Origin of the sequence: Pseudonocardia kujensis, assembly GCF_021283305.1 — a bacterium.
Lineage (GTDB): Bacteria > Actinomycetota > Actinomycetes > Mycobacteriales > Pseudonocardiaceae > Pseudonocardia > Pseudonocardia kujensis.
Window position 1 is genome coordinate 13,082 of the sequence record NZ_JAJSOK010000062.1, and the last position, 14,753, is coordinate 27,834.

The 14,753-nt window shown below is 72.8% G+C and carries 17 protein-coding genes and 3 tRNA genes; 9 read left to right on the plus strand and 11 right to left on the minus strand.

What is annotated here, in order from left to right:
- Positions 1–4: 4 nt before the first annotated feature.
- From LWC35_RS30365 to LWC35_RS30410, 10 genes are all read right to left on the minus strand, one after another.
- Positions 5–412, minus strand: a complete 408-nt coding sequence (locus LWC35_RS30365) for a nitrile hydratase accessory protein (protein WP_232873719.1) — start codon at positions 410–412, stop codon at positions 5–7.
- A complete protein-coding gene (gene nthA, locus LWC35_RS30370; RefSeq protein WP_232873720.1) occupies positions 409–1,017 on the minus strand; it encodes a nitrile hydratase subunit alpha in 609 nt (202 codons plus the stop codon). The genes LWC35_RS30365 and nthA overlap by 4 nt, the downstream gene beginning before the upstream one ends.
- 11 nt (positions 1,018–1,028) lie before the next feature.
- Entirely contained in the window at positions 1,029–1,712 is a 684-nt protein-coding gene (gene nthB, locus LWC35_RS30375; RefSeq protein ID WP_232873721.1) for a nitrile hydratase subunit beta, read from the minus strand.
- Entirely contained in the window at positions 1,709–3,238 is a 1,530-nt protein-coding gene (locus LWC35_RS30380) for an amidase (protein ID WP_232873722.1), read from the minus strand. Before LWC35_RS30380 ends, nthB begins: the two co-directional genes overlap by 4 nt.
- 82 nt (positions 3,239–3,320) lie before the next feature.
- Positions 3,321–4,745, minus strand: coding sequence for a substrate-binding protein (locus tag LWC35_RS30385; protein WP_232873723.1), 1,425 nt, complete (start codon positions 4,743–4,745; stop codon positions 3,321–3,323).
- A gap of 40 nt (positions 4,746–4,785) precedes the next feature.
- Positions 4,786–5,136 (minus strand): ArsR/SmtB family transcription factor, encoded by a 351-nt coding sequence (locus LWC35_RS30390; protein ID WP_232873724.1) that lies wholly within the window; start codon positions 5,134–5,136, stop codon positions 4,786–4,788.
- Between the two features lie 206 nt (positions 5,137–5,342).
- Positions 5,343–5,416, minus strand: a tRNA-Phe gene (locus LWC35_RS30395).
- Between the two features lie 29 nt (positions 5,417–5,445).
- Positions 5,446–5,519 (minus strand) — tRNA-Asp (locus LWC35_RS30400).
- An 18-nt stretch (positions 5,520–5,537) separates the two neighbouring features.
- Positions 5,538–5,610, minus strand: a tRNA-Glu gene (locus LWC35_RS30405).
- A 189-nt stretch (positions 5,611–5,799) separates the two neighbouring features.
- Positions 5,800–6,057 (minus strand): hypothetical protein, encoded by a 258-nt coding sequence (locus LWC35_RS30410; RefSeq protein ID WP_232873725.1) that lies wholly within the window; start codon positions 6,055–6,057, stop codon positions 5,800–5,802.
- A gap of 322 nt (positions 6,058–6,379) precedes the next feature.
- Here LWC35_RS30410 and LWC35_RS30415 point away from each other — a divergent pair, with 322 nt between their 5' ends.
- From LWC35_RS30415 to LWC35_RS30425, 3 genes are all read left to right on the plus strand, one after another.
- Complete coding sequence (locus LWC35_RS30415) at positions 6,380–6,661, plus strand: metal-sensitive transcriptional regulator (protein WP_232873726.1); 282 nt, start codon at positions 6,380–6,382, stop codon at positions 6,659–6,661.
- 31 nt (positions 6,662–6,692) lie between these two features.
- Positions 6,693–6,911 (plus strand): heavy-metal-associated domain-containing protein, encoded by a 219-nt coding sequence (locus LWC35_RS30420; protein WP_232873727.1) that lies wholly within the window; start codon positions 6,693–6,695, stop codon positions 6,909–6,911.
- Positions 6,912–6,989: 78 nt separating this feature from the next.
- The gene (locus LWC35_RS30425; protein WP_232873728.1) at positions 6,990–7,361 is read left to right on the plus strand and encodes a hypothetical protein; all 372 of its coding nucleotides are present in this window, start codon (positions 6,990–6,992) and stop codon (positions 7,359–7,361) included.
- A gap of 15 nt (positions 7,362–7,376) precedes the next feature.
- On the opposite strand, the gene LWC35_RS30430 is transcribed toward LWC35_RS30425, so the two are convergent.
- On the minus strand, positions 7,377–8,678 hold the full coding sequence (locus LWC35_RS30430; protein ID WP_232873729.1) for a GDSL-type esterase/lipase family protein: 1,302 nt from the start codon (positions 8,676–8,678) through the stop codon (positions 7,377–7,379).
- A gap of 243 nt (positions 8,679–8,921) precedes the next feature.
- Here LWC35_RS30430 and LWC35_RS30435 point away from each other — a divergent pair, with 243 nt between their 5' ends.
- The 6 genes from LWC35_RS30435 (at position 8,922) to LWC35_RS30460 (ending at position 14,716) form a co-directional block, all read left to right on the plus strand.
- Entirely contained in the window at positions 8,922–10,811 is a 1,890-nt protein-coding gene (locus tag LWC35_RS30435; RefSeq protein ID WP_232873730.1) for a propionyl-CoA synthetase, read from the plus strand.
- Positions 10,812–10,924: 113 nt separating this feature from the next.
- Positions 10,925–11,650 (plus strand): excalibur calcium-binding domain-containing protein, encoded by a 726-nt coding sequence (locus LWC35_RS30440; RefSeq protein ID WP_232873731.1) that lies wholly within the window; start codon positions 10,925–10,927, stop codon positions 11,648–11,650.
- Positions 11,647–12,288, plus strand: coding sequence for a class F sortase (locus tag LWC35_RS30445; RefSeq protein WP_232873732.1), 642 nt, complete (start codon positions 11,647–11,649; stop codon positions 12,286–12,288). Before LWC35_RS30440 ends, LWC35_RS30445 begins: the two co-directional genes overlap by 4 nt.
- A 203-nt stretch (positions 12,289–12,491) precedes the next feature.
- Positions 12,492–12,908: a hypothetical protein gene (locus LWC35_RS30450; RefSeq protein ID WP_232873733.1), complete on the plus strand. Its 417-nt coding sequence runs from the start codon at positions 12,492–12,494 to the stop codon at positions 12,906–12,908.
- Complete coding sequence (locus tag LWC35_RS30455; protein ID WP_232873734.1) at positions 12,905–13,096, plus strand: ferredoxin; 192 nt, start codon at positions 12,905–12,907, stop codon at positions 13,094–13,096. The genes LWC35_RS30450 and LWC35_RS30455 overlap by 4 nt, the downstream gene beginning before the upstream one ends.
- Before the next feature lie 36 nt (positions 13,097–13,132).
- Positions 13,133–14,716, plus strand: coding sequence for an acyl--CoA ligase family protein (locus LWC35_RS30460; RefSeq protein WP_232873735.1), 1,584 nt, complete (start codon positions 13,133–13,135; stop codon positions 14,714–14,716).
- The last annotated feature ends 37 nt before the right edge of the window (positions 14,717–14,753 follow it).

Sequence of the window (14,753 nt, forward strand, 5' to 3'; positions counted from 1 at the left end):
TCGGTCACCCGCGAGCGGGCGAGACGGCCACGGGCTCGCGGTGCGCCTCGTGGTGGTTCGCGTTCTTCGGGATCGCCAGGACCTCGCGGGTGCGGGCGTCGACGTCGGCGTCGGAGAGCACGCCGTTGTCCGCGAGCACCGTCTCCAGCGCCGTCAGCCAGTGCTCGTAGTAGCTCCACGGCTCACCGGCGCCGCCCGCCTCCCACTGCTTGATCGCCTGGATCAGGGAGAGCTGGAACTCGCTCCACTCGTACCTGCCGTTGTGGTACGCCGCGACGGCCATCGCGAACGCGCGCAGCTCCCACGGCTCGGCGAACATCCGCTCGTCCACCCCGCCGCCCGGCAGGTCGCAGACCAGGGCCTCGACCCGGCGCCGGGCGTCCCCGAGCTCGGTCGTGTCGGGGCGGATCACGGGGTGCCCACCGGTCCGACGCCGATCATCGAGTCCCGGGTGACGAGCGCGGCGAGCTCGAACGCGCCGAGGTCCTCGGTCCCGGCCGGGCGCTGCGGCAACACCCAGTAGCGCAGCTCGGAGCTGGAGTCCCAGATCCGCACCTCGACCTCGTCCGGGATCGGGAAGCCGAAGTCCTCGGCGAGCACCTTCCGCGGCTCACGGACGATCCGCGAGCGGTACGCGGGCGCCTTGTACCAGTTGGGCGGTAGCCCGAGCACCGGCCAGGGATAGCAGGAGCACAGCGTGCACACGATGGCGTTGTGGACGGTGTCGGTGTTCTCGACGACCACCATCTCCTCGCCCTGCAGTCCGCCGATGCCCATCTCGGCGCAGGCCGCGGAGGCGTCGGCGAGGAGCCGCTCCTTGAACTCCGGGTCGGTCCAGGCACGGGCGACGACCTGTGCGCCGAGCTGCGGGCCGACCTCGTTCTCGTAGATCTCGGCGAGGCGGTCGATCGCCTCGGTGGTCATGATCCCCTTCTCGATCAGCATGGCCTCGAGGGCCTTGACCCGAGCGGTGATCTCCTCCTGCGTGCGCAGGGGTGTGTCGGTGGGCTGAGCCATCGGAGGTCCTTTCAGGACGCGAGGGTGAGGTAGGGCTCCCACACGTCGAAGTAGACGGTGTTGTTCGGTTCGGCGGTCTCCGGGCCCCACAGCTCCTCGGCGGTGAAGCGCACGGTGTAGAGGTGCTCCGGGGCCTCGGGTCCGTCGTTGCCCGCGCTGTCCGGGTAGATGGCCGCACCGTGGGCGCCGGTGATCTCCCCGGTGCGTCCGCGGATGTACCGGGCGCGGCGGGTGTGCCCGCGGGGACTGTCCGCACTGATGGTGACCCGGTCGCCGACCTTGAACCGGGCGATCTTGTCCGTCGGCCGGTTCGCGGGTGCGCCGCTCTTGACGACGGCGTCGACGAACGCGAGCAGCTCCGGGTCCTCGCGCCGGGGCAGCGGTGCGTCGGGGTTGTCCAGGTAGAACTTGGTGCGCTGCTCGAGCTCGGCGAGGTCGATCACACCCTTCGCCGAACCGCGCGACTCCACCACGTGTACCCAGTGCTCGTAGTAGTTGGACAGCAGGTAGTCGGCCGGCTCCATCTGCTCGATGCTGTGCCGGAAGGCGTCCACACCGAAGAACCCCGCCCGGAAGCAGTTGGAGAACATGGCGAACGCGGCCTTCTCCCACTCCGCGCGGAAGACCGGCTCGTTCTCCACGGTCTGGACCTTGCCCATCCCGTCGGTACCGCCCAGGTCGAAGACGCCGTTCATGCAGAGGCTCCCGTCGTCGCCCGGGGCGCGGGGAACCCGCCCCGGGCTTGCTCGTAGGTGTGTGCGACGCGCAGCACGGTCGCGTCGTCGAAGTGCTTGCCGACGATCATCAGACCGGCGGGCAGCCCGCCGACCAGGTCGGTGGGGACGCTGCAGGCCGGATGGCCGGTGACGTCGAACGGGGCGGTGTTGGCGATCATCGACAGTGCGGTGTCGAGGTAGGTGCCCAGGTCGGTGTCCGCGGGTGGGATCTCGCGGGCGGTGTAGGGCAGCGTCGGCATGACCAGCACGTCGTGGTCGGTCAGCGCCGCGTCGTAGGCTGCGCGCACCTCGGGCACGAGGTTCTGTGCCATCGCGTAGTACGCGCCGCCTCCCACGGCGAACGTGTGCCTACCGGACATCGCGACGAGCTTGACCGTCCTGGACAGCTCGGCCCCGCGCTCGGCGCGCCCGCGCCGGTAGTGCGCGATCAGGTCCGGGTCGTAGAGCCCGGACCAGTTCATCCCGTAGGCGTTGCCGTCCACCATCTGGTGGGCGGCCCCCTCGGTGGCGATCACGTTCCACACGTGCATCGCGTCCAGGTGCCAGGGGATCGACACCTCCTCGGCGGTGAGGCCCGCCGAGCGCAGGACCTCGACGGCGGCACGCACCGCCGCGTCGACCTCCGGATCGGAGTTCGGGTGCCCGAACCCCTGCGTGACGACGCCGATCCGCAGGCCGGCGGCGGACTCCGCCAGGGCGGCGGAGTGGTCCACCGGGTCGACCGACGTCGGCTGGCGGGGGTCCTGGCCGTCGGGACCGGCCAGGACGTCGAGCATCAGGGCGGCGTCGGCGACCGTGCGGGTGATCGGACCGAGGTGGTCGATGGTGGTCTCGATCGGGAAGGCGCCGGTGTAGGGCACCAGGCCGAACGTCGGCTTGTGCCCGACGGTCCCGCAGAACGAGCTGGGGATCCGGACCGAGCCGCCCTGGTCACCGCCGAGTGCCAGGTCGACCTCGCCGGTCGCGACCAGCACCGCACTGCCCGACGACGAGCCACCGGCGTTGCGCGCAGGATCCCACGGATTGAGCACGGGGCGCGGCGTGGAGGTGAAGCTGCCACCGGAGAAGCAGAGGTCCTCGCAGACCGCCTTGCCGGTGATCACCGCGCCTGCGTCGAGCAGACGCTGGACCGCGGTCGCGTCCCGCGCCGGGACGAAACCCTCGACGGTGGCCGACCCGTTCGTCATCGGCACACCTGCGACCGAGACGTTGTCCTTGATCGCCACCGTGCGCCCGGCGAGCGGGCCGTCGGTGGCACCGCGGATCTCGGTGGTCACGGCCCAGGCGTTGAGCGGGTGCTCGCCGGCCTGCCAGTCCCGCACGGGGGCGGTCGGGGCGGTGCGGCGGTAGAGCGCCTCCACGGCGTCGGACGAGACGAACGTGGCCGTGACGGCGGGGGCGAACTCGGCGAGCTCGGCATCGGAGAGTCCCAGGTCGGCGCCCAGCTCGGCCAGCCGCGCGGGATCGGGTGGGGGAACAGCCATGGAGCCTCCATCGGCGGAGAAGATGCCGGCGAATCTACGGAGGCGCGTCAGTCGTGTCAACGATTCGCGACATGTTGACCTGTTACGAGGAGGTGACGACGCGGAGGTCGGTCCCGACCGCCTCGGCGACGTGGATCCGCTGACCGACGACACCGTTGCCGTCGAGGGTGACCGTGCCGCGCGGGAGCTCGACACGGACGTCGTGCATGGCACGGGCCACGGCGTGCGGCTCGTCCGTGCCCGCGCGGACGGCCGCGGCGAACCACATCTGGACGCCCTCGAACACGGACTCGCTCAACGTCGACACCGGCGGTGCCCACCGACCGAAGCGCGCGCGATAGCGGCTGAGCAGCGTGGAGTTGCCCTCGGTGTCGAGGGACTCGACGTAGCCGGACACGGTGTGCAGGCCCGCCGTGGCCTCGGGGCCGATCCGGGCGAGCGTGGACTCGTCCATGGCCGGGGCGAGGGTGAGGCACCGCTGATGGAGGCCGCGGTCGTGGCACTGACGCTGGAACGCGGCGGCGTCCGCGCCGACGAACGTGGACAGCAGGAGGTCGGCGCCGGACCGCTCGACGGCCTCGATGATCCCCGCGAAGTCGCTGGTCCCGAGCGGGGTCAGCCGCTCGCCGACGAGACGCCCGCCGAGCCGGGGGAGCACGTCGCGGGCGGCCGCGTGCGTGCCGCGCGGCCAGCAGTAGTCGTTGCCCGCGAGGAACCAGCGGCGCCCGCCCGCGGCCTGCATCATGGGCCCGGCCGCCGCGGCGAGCTGGTCGGCCGGCCGCTCACCGAGCTGGATCCGCAGGCCCCCGGCGAGGCCGCCCTCGTTCATCAGCGTCTGGACGAGCAGGACGTCGGCGTCCGCCATGGCCCGCGACACGGCGACGAAGGTGGCCGACGTCGTCGCGACCAGGATGGTCCGGCAGCCGGCGGCGGCGAGCCTGCGGGCCTCGCGGGCGCCGGTGGCGGGATCGGTGGCGTCGTCGCCGATCAGGAGGTCGACGGGGCGGCCACGCAGCCCGCCGTCGGCGTTGATCTCCTCCAGTGCGAGCGCGGCCATGTTGTCCGACGCGGCGGCGAAGAGATTGCCCGGGCCGGACTTCGAGGTCAGCAGGCCAAGCGCCGGGTTCTCGCACGGCGCGTTGCGCACGACGTGTCCGCGCCGCCGCAGCAGCCACTCCAGGCCTAGCTGGTCCAGCTCGGACTGCAGGCGGACCCGCGTCCCGGTGCCGTGCGCGGAGAACCGCAACACCGTGCGGCCTCGCCACGGTTGGTCGTGGACGATCTCGATCAGCCGGCCCGGGGCGACCGCGCCGATCCGGCCGAGGATCTCGACGGGCGCGGAGTCCGGGTCGAGCGGCGCGCGCAGTGTCACCGCCGCGCCGGGAGCCACCCGGTCGCACAGGGCGTCGAACACCCAGCCCGCGCCGGCACCCGCGCCGAACAGGCCGAACACGACGCGCGGTGGGGCGGAGACCTCTTCCTGCGCGGTCAGCGTGAGGACGGACATCGGGCCCCCAGGAGTGTGCGGAAGCGGCAGATTCTGCCCGTCAGGCAGTGCCCGGACCGTGCACTGCGTGCCGACTTCGCGGCTCTTCGTCCGGCACGGCGTCGCTCACCGACTGCAGGCCGGTGCGGAAGACCTGGTGGAGCAGGGTGAGGACGTCTCGCGCCGAGCCCGCGGGGTCGATCGAGTAGTAGCGGAAGCGGCCCTCGCGACGCTCGCCCACCAGGCCGGCGACGCGCAGCACCTTGAGATGCGTCGACACGGCGGTGCGCCCCACGCTGGTGATGCGCTCGGCGATCGCGCCCGCGCTGCACTCGTCCTCCGCCGCGAGCACGCCGAGGATCTCTCGCCGGACGGGATCGGCCAGGGCATCGAACGCCAGGTTCGCGTCCATGGCACCTCCCGATCTGTCACCCACCACTGACACGATAGCGGACGGATCGCTCCTCGGAACCTGGACACGTCCGCGTGTCGTTGCTGGACAGGCGCGAGGCTCTGGCGCTGCTGCAGGAGCGGATCGGAGGACCCCGTTGCTCCAGCGACTGCCACAGCTGAGGTCTCGGGAGGGCCAGGCACGGAGAAGAGCCTGGTGAGAAGGTGTGGCCAGGGGCGGGGTCGAACCGCCGACCTTCCGCTTTTCAGGCGGACGCTCGTACCAACTGAGCTACCTGGCCCTGGCTCCGAGGGGAACCGGATGGTGAAGCGACCCAGACGGGACTCGAACCCGCGACCTTCGCCGTGACAGGGCGACGCGCTAACCAACTGCGCCACTGGGCCTTGCTTATGGACTTACCGTACCCCCAACGGGATTCGAACCCGCGCTGCCGCCTTGAAAGGGCGGAGTCCTAGGCCGCTAGACGATGGGGGCTCGGATCACCGCTGGTGTTCCTCGACCTCCAACGGCTGTCCGTTGGGAGCGAGGAAAGCATATGACACGCCCTCACCCGGCCCCAAATCGCCCCCCTCTTGCGGCGTTCCCGCAGGTCACACCCGGTGCACGAGCCCCGATCGGGACCGTTCGGCCCGGTCGGCGGGGGTTGTGACCTGCGGTACACCTTCAGCGACAGACCGGAGGCGGCAGATCGGGGTTGCCGGAGACCAGGCCGAGCATGTCCAGCAGCAGCCGGAGGTCGTCCGGGTCCTGCGAGTTCTCGGCGACGACGAGCCGGGCGCGCTGCACCTCGTCGTCGGAGACCCGGTAGGCGTCCGCCGCGCTGCGCGGACCGGGGATCGCCCCGGAGCTCCGGTCCTCCCCGCCGGCGACCCCGTTCGCGAGTCCGTTGGCACTGCCCCGCACGCTGTCGATCCCGCTCAACGACGTCTCCCCTTCGGTCGCGACCCCTGGCGACCCGGGGTGGCCCGCGGGCGGGGACGGGCACGGCGGAGCGCACGAGCACCGATCCCCCGACCGGCGTCGCGCCCCGTGACCGGCGAACACCCTGCGGCCACCCCCGTGGCCGTGGCCGGAACGTTACCCATCCGAGACCCTCCCCGCATGCCCCTTCCCGGGTGAGGACGACGACGGTGCGTCACACGATCACCACGGTGCGACACTCGACGCCGCCCGCCCCGCCGTACCCCCTCGGGGTATGCTCGTTCCCGAGAGCGACACCACGGGCGACCCAGGGAGGAACGCGATGCCCGGTTACTCCGACGCCCGCGAGGCCCATCTCCGGCGGCTGCGCCGCATCGAGGGCCAGATCCGCGGCCTGCAGCGCATGGTGGACGACGACGTCTACTGCATCGACGTGCTCACCCAGGTCTCCGCGGCGACCAGGGCGCTGCAGTCGTTCGCTCTCGAGCTGCTCTCCGAGCACATGGCGGGCTGCGTCGTCGACGCGGCCCGCAACGACCCGGACGAGGGCGCGGCGAAGGTGAAGGAAGCCGCCGACGCCATCGCCCGGCTCGTCAAGTCCTGATCTGCCCGTCCGCACGAGAGGCTCCCCACCCATGAGCGTCGAGACCCCGTTCCGCACCACCGTCACGGTCGTCGGCATGACCTGCGGGCACTGCACCAGTTCCGTGCAGGAGGAGGTCGGCGAGGTCGCCGGCGTCCGCTCGGTCGACGTCGACCTGGCCAGCGGTGCCGTCACCGTCACCGCCGACCGCGAGATCACCCGCGCGGAGATCGAGGCCGCGGTCGTCGAGGCCGGCTACTCCCTCGCCTGATCCCGCGCCGCGGGCCGGCGCCCCCGACCGGGGGTGCGTTCGTGCGTCCGGGTGACGGGGCGCCGCTACGCTCCCCGCATGGCCGGCTTCCGGGACCGACGCCCGTCGCGCCACGGCGCGCCCGCCCGCAGGGCCCCCGGGCCCGAGCTGGAGCAGCACGATCCGGAGCTCGACTCCTACCTGGCCGCGCTGGCCCGGGACGCCGAGCCCGGCGCCACCGAGACGACCGGCCGGTTCGGGAGCGCGCAGGTCTTCCAGCTGCGGCTGCCGGCGTTGCGCATCGAGCAGCTCCGCCGGGTGGCCGAGGAACGCGGGACCTCGCCCGGCGCGCTGGCCACGGAGTGGGTGCTCGAGCGGCTGGAGCAGGAGGACGCCCCGACCGGGCCGATGCCCGTCACCGCCGCCGAGGCGGGCCGGCGGGCCCAGCTGCGCCTGCCCCGCAGGGGGTAGCTGGGCACATCGGCCTCACCGCGGCGCCGAGACCAGCACCTTCGCGGCGTCGCCCTCGGCCAGGCACGGGCTCCCGGTGAGCCGGGAGGGATCGACGGCCGCCGCCAGCGCCCGGTAGCCCGCCGCCGAGAGGTGCAGACCGTCGCCGGAGTCGAACGCCGGCGCGAGCCGGGCCGGGTCGGTCGGGTCGGCCACCGCGGCGGCGAAGTCGAACACGCCGTCGGCGTGCGCCGGTCCCTCCGTGCGGATCCACCGGTTGACCGCCTCGCGCTGCACCGCGGCGAAGGGGGTGCCGTGCGCCCCGGTGGCCGAGGGCGTGATCGTGGTCAGGAAGACCCGCCGGCCGTCCGCCCGGACCCGGTCGGCGTAGTCCACCAGCCCGGCGACGATCTCCCCGGCGTCCCGTCCGGCAGCGAGGTCGTTGGTCCCGATGTGGAGGACGACGTCGGCGGCGCCGGGCACCGTGGCGACGTCGGCGCCGTAGCGGGCCGCCGGGGCCTCACCCGTGCCGCCGCCGAGAAGCTGGTTCGCCGAGATCCCGGCGTTGAGCACGGGCATGGTGCGCCCGCCGGTGAGCCGCCCGGCCAGCGCGTCCGACCAGCGGTCGTCCCGGTCGGGGTCGCTGCCGACGCCGTCGGTGATCGAGTCGCCGACCAGGACCACGGCGTTCTCCGCTCGCGGCGCGAGGACGTCGACTCCGGTGAGCACCGACCACGACGAGACCGCCCGGCCGAACGGCTGCGGGTCGGCCGTGTCGACGACGTCGCCCGGTCCGGAGACGTACGAGGTCTGCAGCGCGACGGGATGCACCGCGACCCGGTCCGGCTCCTGCGGCAGGAAGAGGCTGATCGCGAGGGGCGTGCCGCGCTGGGCGACGAACGCCAACGGGTCGCTGGCGAGCTCCTGCCCGGGCGGCACGACGACGGCCGGTGCGCCGGCGAACAGCACCGGCCGGGCCGTGCCGGGCACGAGCGCGGCACCGGAACCCGCCACCGCCGCCGACGCGGCCTCGATCTGCAGGGGCTGCGTGCCGAACCGGTTGGAGACCCGGATCCGCAGCTCCGAACCGGTGGCCTGGGGCCGCACCAGCATCCGCAGCGTGCGTCCGCCCAGGTCGGAGCCCTGGCCTGCTTGCGGGCTGGTCCGCCACGCCGCCACCCACGCCGGACCGCAGGGCGCGGGCGTCCCGTCCTCGGCACCCGACGCACCCGTCGACCCGAGCGGGAGCAGCGCGACGGCCAGGCCGAGCACGGCCGCGGCCGCCACCAGGCCCGCCACGAGTCCCCGACCACCCCGGAACCGGTGCAGAGCGTCCACCCACACCCCTTCGCCGACCACGGTTCACCCGACCGGGGCGTCCCGGCCGTGTGAATTCCTCACCCGAACGAACGATCTCGCTCGCCGCTCGACCTATCGGCCATCCGAGTGGTGACGTTACGTCGACCACTCATGACGGTCCGTCGCCTCACCGATCGGCCAGTTCGGCGTCCCATGCCGCGCCGGTTCGCCCTAGGGTCAGGGGCCGAGAAGTGCGAGGACGTTCGGATTCGGGAGGCCGGTGTGGGCGCGTACGAGGACGTTTTCCGGGCCAGTGTGGAGGACCGGGAGGGGTTCTGGTTGCGGGCGGCGGGGGCGTTGGACTGGCACCGGGCGCCGACGCGGGCCCTGGATGAGTCGAACCCGCCGTTTTATCGCTGGTTCCCCGACGGGGAGCTCAACGTGGCGCACAATGCGTTGGATCGCCACGTCGCCGCCGGGCGGGGCGAGCAGGCGGCGTTGATCTACGACTCGCCGGTCACCGACACCAAGCGGACCTACACCTACGCCCAGCTGCGCGACGAGGTCGCCACCTTCGCCGGGGTGCTGCGCGGGCTGGGGGTGGGGCGTGGGGACCGGGTGGTGGTCTACATGCCGATGGTCCCCGAGGCCGTGGTCGCGATGCTGGCCTGTGCCCGGCTCGGCGCGGTGCACTCGGTGGTGTTCGGCGGGTTCGCCGCCAAGGAGCTCGCGGTCCGCATCGACGACGCCGCCCCGAAGGTCGTGGTCTCGGCCTCCTGCGGGATCGAGGGCTCCCGGGTCATCGCGTACAAGCCACTGCTGGACCGCGCGATCGAGCTCTCGGCGCACAAGCCCGAGCGCCAGGTGATCCTGCAGCGCCCGCAGGCCCAGGCCGCCATGGGCGACACCGACGTGGACTGGGCCGACGCCGTGGCCACCGCGACCCCGGCCGACCCGGTCCCGGTGCCCTCGACCGACCCGCTCTACATCCTCTACACCTCGGGCACGACCGGCAAACCCAAGGGCGTGGTGCGTGACGGCGGCGGCTACGCCACCGCGCTGGCCTGGTCCATGCCCAACGTCTACGACGTCTCCGCCGGGCAGACGATCTTCACCGCCTCGGACGTGGGTTGGGTGGTCGGGCACTCCTACATCGTCTACGCCCCACTGCTGGCCGGGGCCACCACCGTGCTCTACGAGGGCAAGCCGGTCGGCACCCCGGACGCCGGGCAGTTCTGGCGGGTCATGTCCGAGTACGGGGTGCGGTCGATGTTCACCGCGCCGACGGCGTTTCGGGCGTTGAAGAAGGAGGACCCGAACGGCGAGTACGCCCGCAAGTACGACCTGTCCTCGCTGAAGTACCTGTTCCTGGCCGGGGAGCGCCTGGACCCGGAGACCTACCGCTGGGCCTCGCAGCTGTTGGAGATTCCGGTGATCGACCACTGGTGGCAGACCGAGACCGGCTGGCCGATCGTGGCCAACCCGGCCGGGATCGAGCTGCTGGAGATCAAGCCCGGTTCGCCGACCCGCCCGCTGCCGGGCTGGGACATCCAGGTCCTCGACACCGACGGCCGCCCGGTGCCGGCCGGGCAGGACGGGGCGATCGTGGCGAAGCTGCCGCTCCCGCCCGGGGCGTTCCCGACGCTGTGGAACGACGACGAGCGGTTCGTGCAGTCCTACATGTCGGCGTTCGAGGGCTACTACCTCACCGGCGACGGCGGCCGGATCGACGACGACGGCTACGTGTTCGTGATGGGCCGCACCGACGACGTCATCAACGTGGCCGGGCACCGGCTGTCCACCGGCGGGATGGAAGAGGTCCTCGCTTCGCACCCGGACGTGGCCGAGTGCGCGGTCATCGGCGTGGCCGACCAGATGAAGGGCCAGATCCCCCGCGGGTTCGTCGTGCTCAAGGCCGGCGTGGACGCCTCCGCCGAGGGCTATGAGGACACGCTGCGCGCCGAGCTGGTCCAGATGGTGCGCGACCAGGTCGGCGCGGTGGCCTCGCTCAAGGAGGTCGCGGTCGTCCCGGCGCTGCCCAAGACCCGCTCCGGGAAGATCCTGCGCAAGACCATGCGCGGCATCGCCGACGGCACCGACGAACCCGTGCCCTCCACCATCGAAAGCATCGACGTCCTCGACGCCCTCCGGCCCGTACTCCGGAAGGAGTAGTCAAGGCGCATACCAAAGATGGATGAGGCAGGGTAATACGGGGGTAATCCTCGCGATAGGTGGGTCGGCCGTCGAAGAGAACCGGCGGTCGGGCCCCCTTCGAGAGGACGCCGATGCCCACTCGTGCCCCCGCACGCCCCCTGATCCGTACGGCTGCGCTGCTCGCCTCCGTCTCCGCCGCACTGCTGTTCGCCGCCACCGCGCCCGCGAGGGCGGCCGATACGCTGAACTGCGACGACTTCACCTACCAGGAGCAGGCCCAGGCCGTCCTGGACCGGGATTCCAGCGACCCGAACGGGCTCGACCGTGACAAGAACGGCGTGGCCTGTGAAGACCTGCCGAGGCAGGGGTCGTCGACGCCGACCACCACCCCGAAGCCCACGCCGACGCCCACCAGGCCCCCGAGGCCGACGCCCACGCCCACCACGCCCCCGCCGCACGGCAACGGCGGCGACCACGGCAACGGCGGCGACCACGGCAACAAGGGCGACCACGGCGGACGGGACGACCACCACGCCGGCGGGTGGAAGGACCGCGACGACCACGGCGACAACCACGGCGACAACGGGGACGCCGCCCACGACGACGCCTCCACCGCCGACGGGACCACGGTCGAGGAGGCCGCGGACGACACCGTCGTGACCGGCGACCGCGACTGCGCCGACTTCGCCACCCAGGCCGAGGCCCAGGCCGTGCTGATGGCCGACCTCTCGGACCCGGAGCGGCTCGACGCCGACTCGGACGGGATCGCCTGCGAGGACGGCTTCGGCACCGCGGGCCGCCAGGTCGCCGTGTACCCGGTCGGCGGCGTCGCGACGGGCGGGGCCGGCCTGCGATGAGCCGCACCCGGATCCCGTCGCCCGCCGCCCGGTTCCGGCGGCTCGCCGCCGGCCTGTTCGCCGGCACCGCCCTGGTCGTCCTCGTCGGCTGCAGCGCCCCCGAGGCCACGTCGACGCAGGCGGCCCCGCCGGCCGCGCAGGTGCCCTCGGCCGTGGCACCGGCCGCCGCCACGGCACCCCTGGCCGCGTCGGCGCCCGAGCGACTCGAGGTCCCGTCGATCGGGGTGGCGGCCGGTCCGCTGCAGAAGCTGGGCCTCACGGCCGCCGGGGCTCTCGAGGTCCCGGGCGACGCGACGACCGTCGGCTGGTTCGGGCTCGGCCCCACGCCGGGTGCGTCCGGGCCGGCCGTCCTCGCGGCGCACGTCGACTACGGCGGCGTGCCCGGCACGTTCACGCGCCTGTCGGCGGTGGCCGTGGGCGACGAGGTCCGGGTGGCCCGCGCCGACGGCACCACCGCAGTGTTCACCGCCTACCGGGTGGCGCAGTACCCGAAGTCGGCGTTCCCGACGGAGGAGGTCTACGGCGACACCCCGGGTGCGGAGCTGCGGCTCATCACCTGCGGCGGCGCCTTCGACGACACCGCCCGCTCCTACGCCGACAACGTCGTGGTCTACGCCCGCCTGACGGGCACGGCCTGACGCACCGTGATCCGCGACCGGGCAGCGGGACGTTCGGAACCGGGGCGTTCCGCTGCCCGGCCGTGGATCATGCGGGCGTACGGCGGCGCGGCACCACCGTTCGTCCGATCGTGTAACACCTCGCTCCGGGACCTCCGATGAGGGAGCGACGGCACGCTCCCCCACCGGCCGTCGCACCCCCACCGGAGAGGACCCCGCCTCCGATGCGTCACCCGCTCCGCCCGCGGCTCCCCGCGGTGCTGGCGACGAGCCTGGCCGTGGTCGCCGTCGGCGGCCTGACCGGCGCCGCGCTCGTCGTCGACACCGCGCCGCCGGGCGCCGTGCTGACCGCCGAGCTCCGCGTCACCCCGCCCGCCCCCGGCACCGGGGACACCGCGGGGCCGACCGCCCGGCACCGGTCCGCCCACGCGGCCCGCACGCCCGTCACGACCCCGCAGGCGCCCGCCCCGCTGGCCCTCGCCGGCGCCGTCCGGGCCGCGGCGGCCGCCCGGACGGAGGCCGACCGGACCCCCTGCCCGAGCACCCGCGCGGCTGCCCCCCGCCTGCCCGGTACAGGTTCCAGGCAAGGGTGTCCTGAGTCACCCGCCACCGACCCGGCGGGTCCACCATTGACGCCATGAAGGTTCACGTGGACTTCGACCTGTGTGAGAGCAACGCGCTGTGCATGGCCGCCGCACCGGAGGTCTTCGAGGTGCGCGACGACGACTTCCTCTACATCCTCGACGAGAACCCGCCCGAGGAGCTCCGCGGGAAGGTCGAAGAGGCGGTCCGGGCCTGCCCGAAGGCCGCCATCAGTCTCGAGGGATAGTTGCCGGGCCCCGGGGCCAGCGGCGAGGATCTGCGGATGGACACGGTCTGGACCACGCCGCTGACGCCGCTGAGCTTCCTGGGCCGCTCGGCCGAGGTCTACCCGGACAAGACCGCGATCGTTCACGACGACCGCACCTGGACCTACGCGGAGTTCGCCGCGGAGGCGACCAGGGTGGCGCACGGCCTGCGCGGCTCCGGCGTGGAGCGCGGGGACCGGGTGGCGTACCTGCTGCCCAACATCCCCGAGATGCTGGTCGCGCACTTCGCCGTGCCGCTGGCCGGGGCGATCCTCGTCGCGATCAACACCCGGCTGTCCACCGAGGAGATCCGCTACATCCTCGACCACTCGGGCTCGAAGCTGCTCGTGGTCGACGCGGCGCTGTTCTCGCAGGTCGAGCCGGTCGTGCGGGAGCTGGAGACCGTCGAGGAGATCATCACGGTCGTCGACCCGGGACATCCGGCCGACGGCATCGGCTCCGGCGTGCGCTACGACGACCTGCTCGCCCGCGGCTCGGACGAGCCGCTCCCCTGGGAGGTCGCCGACGAGGACGCGACGATCTCGATCAACTACACCTCGGGTACCACCGGCAAGCCCAAGGGCGTGCAGTACTCGCACCGCGGGGCATACCTGAACTCCTTCGGCGAGATCGTGCACTCGGCGCACACGCCGGACAGCGTCTACCTCTGGACGCTGCCGATGTTCCACTGCAACGGCTGGTGCACGCCGTGGGCGCTCACCGGCATCGGCGGCACCCACGTCTGCCTGCGCGAGGTCCGCGGTGACCGGATCTGGCAGCTGATCCTCGAGCACGGCGTCACGCACCTCAACGGCGCCCCGACCGTCGTCACCACGATCATGCGGGCGGAGCAGGCGACGAAGCTCGACTACCAGCTCGTCGTCACCACCGCCGGCGCCCCGCCCAGCCCGACCACCATCCTGCAGATGGAACGGATGGGCTTCCGGATCGTGCACGTCTACGGCCTCACCGAGACGTACGGGCCGTACTCCGTGAACCAGTACCAGCGCGCCTGGGACGGCCTCGACCCCGAGGAGCGGGCGCGGCTGCAGGCCCGACAGGGCGTCGGGATGCTGCAGACCGACCGGGTGCGTGTGGTGGACAAGGGCATGCGCGACGTGCCGCGGGACGGGCAGACGATGGGCGAGATCGTCATGCGCGGCAACAACGTGATGACCGGCTACTACGAGGACCCGGCCGGCACCGAGAAGGCATTCGAGGGCGGCTGGTTCCACTCCGGCGACCTGGGCGTGATGCACCCCGACGGCTACATCGAGCTGCGCGACCGCGCCAAGGACATCGTCATCTCCGGCGGCGAGAACATCTCCACGGTCGAGGTCGAGCAGGCGGTCGTGTCGCACCCGGCGGTCCTGGAGGCCGCGGTCATCGGTGTGCCCGACGAGCAGTGGGGCGAGCGGCCGAAGGCGTTCGTCGTGCTGGCGCCCGGCGGCGAGGCCACGCCCGAGGAGCTGATCGAGCACGTGAAGGCGAAGATCGCGCGCTACAAGGCCCCGCGGGACGTCGAGATCGTCGACGAGCTGCCCAAGACCTCCACCGGCAAGATCCAGAAGTTCGAGCTGCGCGCGCGGGAGAACTCGTGAGGCCCTGAGGTCCGGGCCACCCGCCGGGCTTCCGGGT

What these genes read in the sequence shown, in the direction of transcription:
- nthA (WP_232873720.1), bottom strand. Translation starts at nt 1,017, where the DNA reads ATGGCTCAGCCCACCGACACACCCCTGCGCACGCAGGAGGAGATCACC.
- nthB (WP_232873721.1), bottom strand. Translation starts at nt 1,712, where the DNA reads ATGAACGGCGTCTTCGACCTGGGCGGTACCGACGGGATGGGCAAGGTC.
- LWC35_RS30380 (WP_232873722.1), bottom strand. Translation starts at nt 3,238, where the DNA reads ATGGCTGTTCCCCCACCCGATCCCGCGCGGCTGGCCGAGCTGGGCGCC.
- LWC35_RS30385 (WP_232873723.1), bottom strand. Translation starts at nt 4,745, where the DNA reads ATGTCCGTCCTCACGCTGACCGCGCAGGAAGAGGTCTCCGCCCCACCG.
- LWC35_RS30390 (WP_232873724.1), bottom strand. Translation starts at nt 5,136, where the DNA reads ATGGACGCGAACCTGGCGTTCGATGCCCTGGCCGATCCCGTCCGGCGA.
- LWC35_RS30415 (WP_232873726.1), top strand. Translation starts at nt 6,380, where the DNA reads ATGCCCGGTTACTCCGACGCCCGCGAGGCCCATCTCCGGCGGCTGCGC.
- LWC35_RS30420 (WP_232873727.1), top strand. Translation starts at nt 6,693, where the DNA reads ATGAGCGTCGAGACCCCGTTCCGCACCACCGTCACGGTCGTCGGCATG.
- LWC35_RS30425 (WP_232873728.1), top strand. Translation starts at nt 6,990, where the DNA reads ATGGCCGGCTTCCGGGACCGACGCCCGTCGCGCCACGGCGCGCCCGCC.
- LWC35_RS30440 (WP_232873731.1), top strand. Translation starts at nt 10,925, where the DNA reads ATGCCCACTCGTGCCCCCGCACGCCCCCTGATCCGTACGGCTGCGCTG.
- LWC35_RS30445 (WP_232873732.1), top strand. Translation starts at nt 11,647, where the DNA reads ATGAGCCGCACCCGGATCCCGTCGCCCGCCGCCCGGTTCCGGCGGCTC.
- LWC35_RS30450 (WP_232873733.1), top strand. Translation starts at nt 12,492, where the DNA reads ATGCGTCACCCGCTCCGCCCGCGGCTCCCCGCGGTGCTGGCGACGAGC.
- LWC35_RS30455 (WP_232873734.1), top strand. Translation starts at nt 12,905, where the DNA reads ATGAAGGTTCACGTGGACTTCGACCTGTGTGAGAGCAACGCGCTGTGC.
- LWC35_RS30460 (WP_232873735.1), top strand. Translation starts at nt 13,133, where the DNA reads ATGGACACGGTCTGGACCACGCCGCTGACGCCGCTGAGCTTCCTGGGC.